This window comes from Bradyrhizobium sacchari (assembly GCF_002068095.1).
GTDB lineage: Bacteria > Pseudomonadota > Alphaproteobacteria > Rhizobiales > Xanthobacteraceae > Bradyrhizobium > Bradyrhizobium sacchari.
The window spans coordinates 97,462-104,469 of sequence record NZ_LWIG01000018.1 but is presented as its reverse complement, the minus strand read 5'-3'; the positions used below and the strand labels follow the sequence as shown (position 1 = coordinate 104,469).

The following is a 7,008-nucleotide window of genomic DNA, read 5'->3' as shown; positions in this document are numbered from 1 at the left end:
CCTCGTTCATTGCGGCGGCGGCGAAACAGAGCCGGCTCGTCTGACGGCTCAGCGCGCGGCGGAGTGGTCGCGCGCGTGATGCATCGGCTCCAATGCGAGACGCGCTGACGGTTCAGGCGCAAGTGATCCCGTGATCAGCTTCATCTGTGGCCGCCGCGTCAGCCTGTAGACGGCGGCGGGCGGCACGTTCAGCAGGGCGCGATCCACGAGCTTTGCGCGCAGGCCCAGCCGGTCGAGCACGGGGCGCGGCACCGGGCAGCTCATGCCGTAGGTGAACTGGTAGAAGGCGCCGCCGGGGCGGACATAGCTGAACGCGCCGCCGAGGATCGAGATCACCTTGCGCCTCGACATATTGAGCAGCGGCAGGCCGCTCACGACCGCGCCGACGGGGGCGCCGTCATAGAGGCGCTCGGTCGCAAGCCGGCCTGCGTCCATCCACAGCACGCGCGATCCGGGAAAGCGCATCTGCAGCAGCTTCAGGAAGTCGGAGCCGTATTCGATCAGCGTGAGATCCTGCGGCCGGACGCCTCGTTTGAGCAGCTTGTAGGTGAACGCGCCGGTGCCGGGACCGAGCTCGAGAATCGGACCCGTCGTTGCACTGATCTCGCGCGTGATGAGATCGGCGAGCGCCGCACCGGATGGCGCGATCGCGCCGACCCGGCGCGGGGACGACATCCAGGACAGGAAGAAGGAAAGGAAATCGTTGGGCATGCGCACTCCGGCATCTTGGTTTGCACCTCAAAGCAGGTGCGACCGATGCAGTGTCGCGGCAGCGCATTGCGAGAGCATTGCGCTACGGGGCGCGAATGCGAATTGAATCAGCTCTGCCGCATCGGCGGCAGCGTGATCCGGAAACAGGACCCGCCATCGGGTCCCTCCGCCGCCGAGACGTGGCCGCCATGCAGCTGCACGATCTCGCGCACCATGTTGAGGCCGAGGCCGGCACCGCGATCGAGCGGTGTCAGGCGGTAGAACGGCTCGAAGATCTGTTCGCGCTGATCGGCGGGAATACCGGCGCCTTCATCGGTGACTTCGATGCTCGCGGGCTTGCCCACGCGAATCCCGATCGTGCCGCGGCGCGGGCCGTGCTGGATCGCGTTCTGCACGAGGTTGGTGAGCGCGCGCTCCAGCGCCGCCGCATCGCCGATGGTCTCGATCGGTGTCCCCGGCTCATCGAGGGCCAGCTCGTAGCCGGCGGCAATCGCCAGCGGCGCGAGGTCGGCGGCGACGCTTTGCGCAACGGCGGCGAGGTTGACGCGCGTGAAGGGATGGCCGCAGCGGTCGAGCCGCTGGATATCGAGCAATTGCTCGGCAAGCGTCGCCAGCCGCGCGGTATCCTCCAGCAGGCGGGTCTTGTCCGGCCCGGGGCTGAGCGACTCCAGCCGCGTGTTCAGGATCGCGATCGGCGTGCGCAACTCGTGCGCGGCGTCCGCAACGAAGCGTTTGTGGCGGGCATAGCCCTGGTCGAGCCGCCCCAGCGCGTCGTTGATCGCGGTCACTAGCGGCATGACCTCCAGCGGAATGCGATCCACCGGCAGCCGCGCGCCGCGCTGATGGATATCGATGCGCCTGGCCTCGTCCGCTGCGCTATCGAGCCCCCTGAACGCGCGCCGTACGATCATCGGCGTGGCGATGAACGTCGCCGTTCCCATCAGCAGCAGGCCGGGCAGGGCGATGCCGAAGAAGGCAAGGGATGTCGTGAACAGTCCCTTGGCGCCGATCAGACGTCCCTGTGTCGCCGTGATGATTTGCACGTTGCCCGCGTCGGTTTCGACCCGCTTCATCCGCGCCGCCGGCTTGCGCGGATCGTCCTCGAACATCTGCCAGCCGAGCCGCGCCTGGCTGATCTGGTCGAGACCACTCCCGATCGCGGCGAATTCGGCCGGCACGGCGCCTTCGGTCAGGATGCGACCCTGCCGGTCGCGCACCAGGAACCAGAGGTCCGGCGTATCGCCGCGCAACTGCTGCAGCTCGGCCGTCGGCCGCAAGGCCAGTCCGCCTTGCGCGTCGCGCGTGAGCGCGCGCTGGACGACATCGATGACGCGGTCCTCGTCGCGCTCGGCCAGCACGAAGCCGGAGGCGCACAATGCTCCGACCACGACGGCAACCAGCGCAAGGAGCAGCGCGGCCTGGAGCGAGAGCAGGCGCCAGCTCAGCCGCGAACGCAGGCAATAGGGATCGTCGTGTTTGCTCATGTTAGCTTCTTCAGGCCGGCAGCTTCTTGAGGAGATAGCCGACGCCGCGAATACCGTGGATTTCGACACCAACATCGGCTTCAGCGAGCTTGCGGCGCAGCCGCGAGATATGCGTGTCCAGTGCGTTGGACTGGATCTCGTCGTCGAAATTGTAGACCGCCTCCTCCAGCGCCGAGCGCAGCACGGTCCGGCCGATGCGGCGAACCAGGGCTTCGAGCACCAGGAGCTCGCGGCGCGGCAGCTCGAACGGCTCGCCGTCGATGCTGGCCTCGCGATGGCCGAGGTCGAAAGCGAGGCGGCCGGCACGGATGATTTCGGGGGAGAGGCCGGCGGGCCGCCGCAGCACGGCGCGCAGTCGCGCCAGCAGCTCCTCGACCGCAAACGGCTTCGCCAGATAATCGTCGGCGCCGCTGTCGAGCCCGGCGATGCGGTCGGCGAGTTCGCCGCGCGCAGTCAGGACGATGATCGGTACGCCGTCGGCGCGCGCGCGGAGCTTTGGGATCAGCGTGAGGCCGTCGCCATCGGGAAGCTGGCGGTCGAGCAGGACCGCGGCATGGACGTCGGCGGAAATGGCCTCCTCCGCCTCGGCGAGCGTCGGGGCATGGTCCACCACCATGTCGTAGCGCCTCAGCGCCGAGGCCAGCGCGCCGGCCATTTCCGCTTCATCCTCGACCAGCAAAATCCGCATGTGACAGCCACCTGAACCGCAACTGAGCCTTTGTAGCGGCCCGATCATTGCGGCAGCATTGCGGGTTTGGTGCAGCGCCGGAAGCTCAAGCCATGCGCGAAACGCTGCCGGGGGCGGCCGGATGGGGCCCGAGACAGCGCAATGGCCGGCCGTTATAACCGCCCGACCTGATCAGGGAGGAATGAATGATCTACGAAATGCGTGTCTATCGCTGCGTGCCCGGTCGCCTGCCGGCGCTCTTGAAGCGGTTCGAGACGGCGACGCTGAAGCTGTGGGAGAAGCACGGCATCCGTCAGGCCGGGTTCTTCACCACCCTGATCGGCGAATCCAACCAGGAGCTGACCTATTTCCTGGCCTGGGAGTCGCTTGCCGAGCGCGAGACGAAGTGGGGCAAGTTCATGACCGATCCGGACTGGATGAAAGCGCGCGCCGAGAGCGAAGCGGACGGCCAGATCGTCGGCAATATCGTCAGCCAGATCCTGACACCGACGGCCTTCTCGGCGGTGAAGTAGGAACCTGCCGCTGCAAGGGCGGCGCCGGGGGCCCCGGCGCAACCCTGATATTCGGACGGCCCGGGGCGAATGGGGTTGATCCGACCCTCGTGGCGGCTATGGTCGCGCCGAAACGAGGGATTTGCCTTGAGCTCTTCGACATCAGCGGCGCCGGTCGTCACCATCGGCAAGGTCAAATTCGGCAACGATCTGCCGATTTCGATCATTGCGGGACCCTGCCAGCTCGAAAGCCGCCAGCATGCGCTGGAGGTGGCTTCCGCGCTGAAGGAGATCGCCGCGCGGCTGAACATCGGCCTCGTCTACAAGACCTCGTTCGACAAGGCCAACCGCACCAGCGCGTCGGCGGCGCGCGGGCTGGGCCTTGAGCAGTCGCTGCCGATCTTCGCCGAAATCCGGTCCTCGCTCGGCCTGCCTGTGCTGACCGACGTGCACGAAGCCACGCAATGCGCCGAGGTGGCGCAGGCGGTGGATATCCTGCAGATCCCGGCCTTCTTGTGCCGCCAGACCGATCTCCTTCTCGCCGCGGCTGCGACCGGCAAGGTCGTCAATGTCAAGAAGGGGCAGTTCCTGGCGCCGTGGGACATGGCCAATGTCGTGACCAAGATCACGAGTGCCGCCAATCCCAACGTGCTCGTCACCGAGCGTGGCGCGTCCTTCGGCTACAACACGCTGGTCTCCGACATGCGCGCGCTGCCGATCCTGGCGCGCAGCACTGGCGCGCCCGTGATCTTCGACGCCACCCATTCGGTGCAGCAGCCGGGCGGGAAGGGGACATCGTCGGGCGGCGAGCGCGAATTCGTGCCGGTGCTGGCGCGCGCGGCTGTCGCGGTCGGCGTTGCCGGCGTCTTCGTCGAGACCCATCCCGATCCTGATCGCGCGCCGTCGGATGGCCCCAACATGGTGCCGCTGCGCGAGTTCGAAGGTCTGATCGCCAGGCTGATGGCGTTCGACGCGCTGGCCAAGAGTGCGTCGAAGAGTACGTCGGGGAGTACGTCAAAGGGCACCACGCGCTGATGCACCAGCCTGTCACCAGGCCGCCGTCCGACCAGAAATTTCCGCCCGCGATCAACATCATTGCGCTCGCCGGATTCTCGGCCGCACTGTCGACGCGTGCCCTCGATCCCGTCCTGCCGCATGTCGCGGATGATTTCGCGATCAGCATCACGACAGCGGCGAGCATCGCAGCCGGCTTCGCTTTGATCTACGCGCTTGTTCAGCCGGCGATTGGAGCGGCCGCCGACCTGTTCGGCAAGGCGCGATTGATGACGGCGTGCCTGGCGCTGCTCGGCGTCGCCTGCATCCTGGGCGCGCTCGCCACCTCTTTCTCGGGCCTGTTCGCAAGCCGCATCCTCGCCGGCATCGCCGCGGGCGGAGTATTTCCGGTCGCGCTCGGTCTCACCGCCGATCTCGTGGCGCCCGCCAAGCGGCAGGTTGCGATCGGGCGCACGATGGCGGGCTCGATGACCGGTAATCTGCTCGGCTCGTCCGCCAGCGGAATCATCGGCGATTTCATCGGCTGGCGCGGCGTGCTGGTCATCCTCGGCGCACTCGGCCTGATTGCAGCCGTGGCGGTCGCGGCAGGCTTCCGCGGTGCCGCGCTGACGGCGCCGCCGAAAACGGACTTCAAGACGTTGCGGCAGGGCTACCGCACGATCTTCTCCAATCCCAACACGCGCTTCTGCTATTCGGCGGTGTTCGTCGAGGGGTGCTGCGTGTTCGGCCTGTTTCCCTTCATCGCCGCGTTCCTGTTCGATCTCGGTGAAAAGTCGCTCTCGATCGCGGGCATCGTGATCGCGGGGTTTGCGGTCGGCGGGTTGCTCTACACCCTGACAGTCTCGCGCGTGCTGCCGTGGCTCGGCGTCAAGGGCATGATGATCGCCGGCGGCGGCATCGTGGCGCTGCAACTCGGTGCACTCGCCTTCGGTCCCGGCTGGAAGCTGCAATTCGCCAGCATGCTGGCGATGGGCTGGGGCTTCTACATGATCCATGGCTGCCTGCAGGTGTTCGCCAGCGAGCTGTCGATCGGGGCGCGGGCGACCGCGATGTCGCTGCATTCGTTCTTCTTCTTCATGGGGCAGACGGTCGGGCCGCTCGCCTACGGCTTCGGCCTCCACCATGGCGGCAAGGTACCGACCCTGCTCGCGAGCGCTGCGATCATGGTGATGCTCGGCCTCGTCTGCGCCCGGCTGCTCAAGCCGAGGGCGCCCTCCGACGCGCGCTGAAGTCCATTCGGGGAACGTAAGCGGGCGTCGTCCCGCACCATGACACCATCGGCGGCGTATACATGGCACACGAATTGCTTTTATTCTGGGCAAATCGAGGTGTGACACCGTGGACGCCCAGACCAGTCATTCGGCAAGTGCCGACAGCACGCCACGCGCCACCGGATATCCTACCAGGCCACCGCTGCGGCGTTTCCTCACCGATTGCCACGCCGAATTCCGGACCGACAATTCCGGCGAGCTCGCCGACTACATCCCCGAGCTGAAGCGCGCCAATCCCGATCATTTCGGCATAGCGCTCGTCACCATCGACGGCCATGTCTACGAAGTCGGCGACAGCGACGTCCCGTTCACGATCCAGTCGGTGTCCAAAGCCTTCGTCTTCGCGCTGGCGCTGGAGATGGTCGGCGAGGCGCGCGTCGCGGCCACCATCGGCGTCGAGCCGAGCGGCGAAGCGTTCAATTCGATCCGGCTCACAAACGACAACCGGCCTTTCAATCCCATGGTCAATGCCGGCGCGATTGCGTGCTCGGGCCTGATCTATGAGGTGGACGGGAAGGGCGCTTTCGAGCGCGTCCGCTCAAAGCTCAGCCAGTTCGCGGGACGCGAGCTCGGCGTCGACGAAGCCGTGCATGCCTCGGAGACCGCGACCGGCAACCGCAACCGTGCGATCGCCTGGCTGCTGCGGAATTACGCGGTGCTGCCGGATGATGTCGATGCCGTGCTCGACGTCTATTTCCGTCAATGCGCGATCCTGGTCACCGCGCGCGATCTCGCGGTGATGGCGGCGACGCTCGCCAATCGCGGCATCAATCCGGTCACGGGCGTCCAGGTGATCACGCCGCACATCGTCGCGCGCACGCTGTCGGTGATGACGAGCTCGGGCATGTACGATTATGCCGGCGAGTGGACCTATCGCGTCGGCATCCCCGCCAAAAGCGGCGTCGGCGGCGGCATCGTCGCGGCGCTGCCTTCGCAGCTCGGGCTCGGCACCTTCTCGCCGCTGCTCGACAACCATTTCAACAGCGTGCGCGGCCTGAAGGTCTGCGAAGCGCTGTCGGCGCGGTTCGACCTGCACATGCTCAACCGCAACGCGGATGTCCGCACCAGCATCATGGCGGATTACGACGTCTACGGCATCTCCTCGCGCCGCAGCCGCCAGCCGCACGAGCAGCAGATCCTCGACGAGCGGCACAGCGATATCCGCGTGCTCGAGCTGGTCGGCGCGATGAACTTCGGCACGATCGACTACGTCACGCGAAGGCTCGCCAGCGAGCCGCCAAACGCACCGCTCCTGATCATGGATTTCCGCCGCGTCCCCGACATCACCGCGGCCGGCGCGGAGCTGCTCGGCGAGACGCTGACCTCGCTCGGCAATGCCGGCGTCACCG

At 66.8% G+C, this 7,008-nt stretch carries 7 protein-coding genes; 4 read left to right on the top strand and 3 right to left on the bottom strand.

The annotated features are described in order from the left end of the window. Positions 1-48: 48 nt before the first annotated feature. The 3 genes from A5906_RS22695 to A5906_RS22685 all read right to left on the bottom strand — a co-directional run bounded on the left by A5906_RS22695 (position 49) and on the right by A5906_RS22685 (position 2,883). On the bottom strand, positions 49-711 hold the full coding sequence (locus A5906_RS22695) for a class I SAM-dependent methyltransferase (protein WP_080137527.1): 663 nt from the start codon (positions 709-711) through the stop codon (positions 49-51). Between the two features lie 107 nt (positions 712-818). Beyond that, a complete protein-coding gene (locus tag A5906_RS22690) occupies positions 819-2,195 on the bottom strand; it encodes a sensor histidine kinase (protein WP_080137526.1) in 1,377 nt (458 codons plus the stop codon). 10 nt (positions 2,196-2,205) lie between these two features. After that, positions 2,206-2,883: a response regulator gene (locus A5906_RS22685; protein ID WP_080137525.1), complete on the bottom strand. Its 678-nt coding sequence runs from the start codon at positions 2,881-2,883 to the stop codon at positions 2,206-2,208. Positions 2,884-3,068: 185 nt separating this feature from the next. Between A5906_RS22685 and A5906_RS22680 the strand changes: the two genes are divergently transcribed. From A5906_RS22680 to glsA, 4 genes are all read left to right on the top strand, one after another. Further along, positions 3,069-3,395, top strand: coding sequence for an NIPSNAP family protein (locus tag A5906_RS22680; protein ID WP_080137524.1), 327 nt, complete (start codon positions 3,069-3,071; stop codon positions 3,393-3,395). 126 nt (positions 3,396-3,521) lie between these two features. Continuing rightward, the gene (gene kdsA, locus A5906_RS22675; RefSeq protein WP_136615416.1) at positions 3,522-4,409 is read left to right on the top strand and encodes a 3-deoxy-8-phosphooctulonate synthase; all 888 of its coding nucleotides are present in this window, start codon (positions 3,522-3,524) and stop codon (positions 4,407-4,409) included. Beyond that, positions 4,409-5,617 (top strand): MFS transporter, encoded by a 1,209-nt coding sequence (locus A5906_RS22670; RefSeq protein WP_080137522.1) that lies wholly within the window; start codon positions 4,409-4,411, stop codon positions 5,615-5,617. Before kdsA ends, A5906_RS22670 begins: the two co-directional genes overlap by 1 nt. 109 nt (positions 5,618-5,726) lie before the next feature. After that, on the top strand, positions 5,727-7,008 hold a 1,282-nt coding region (glsA, locus tag A5906_RS22665; protein WP_245326857.1), incomplete at its 3' end, for a glutaminase A.

What these genes read in the sequence shown, in the direction of transcription:
- A5906_RS22695 (WP_080137527.1), bottom strand. Translation starts at nt 711, where the DNA reads ATGCCCAACGATTTCCTTTCCTTCTTCCTGTCCTGGATGTCGTCCCCG.
- A5906_RS22690 (WP_080137526.1), bottom strand. Translation starts at nt 2,195, where the DNA reads ATGAGCAAACACGACGATCCCTATTGCCTGCGTTCGCGGCTGAGCTGG.
- A5906_RS22685 (WP_080137525.1), bottom strand. Translation starts at nt 2,883, where the DNA reads ATGCGGATTTTGCTGGTCGAGGATGAAGCGGAAATGGCCGGCGCGCTG.
- A5906_RS22680 (WP_080137524.1), top strand. Translation starts at nt 3,069, where the DNA reads ATGATCTACGAAATGCGTGTCTATCGCTGCGTGCCCGGTCGCCTGCCG.
- A5906_RS22670 (WP_080137522.1), top strand. Translation starts at nt 4,409, where the DNA reads ATGCACCAGCCTGTCACCAGGCCGCCGTCCGACCAGAAATTTCCGCCC.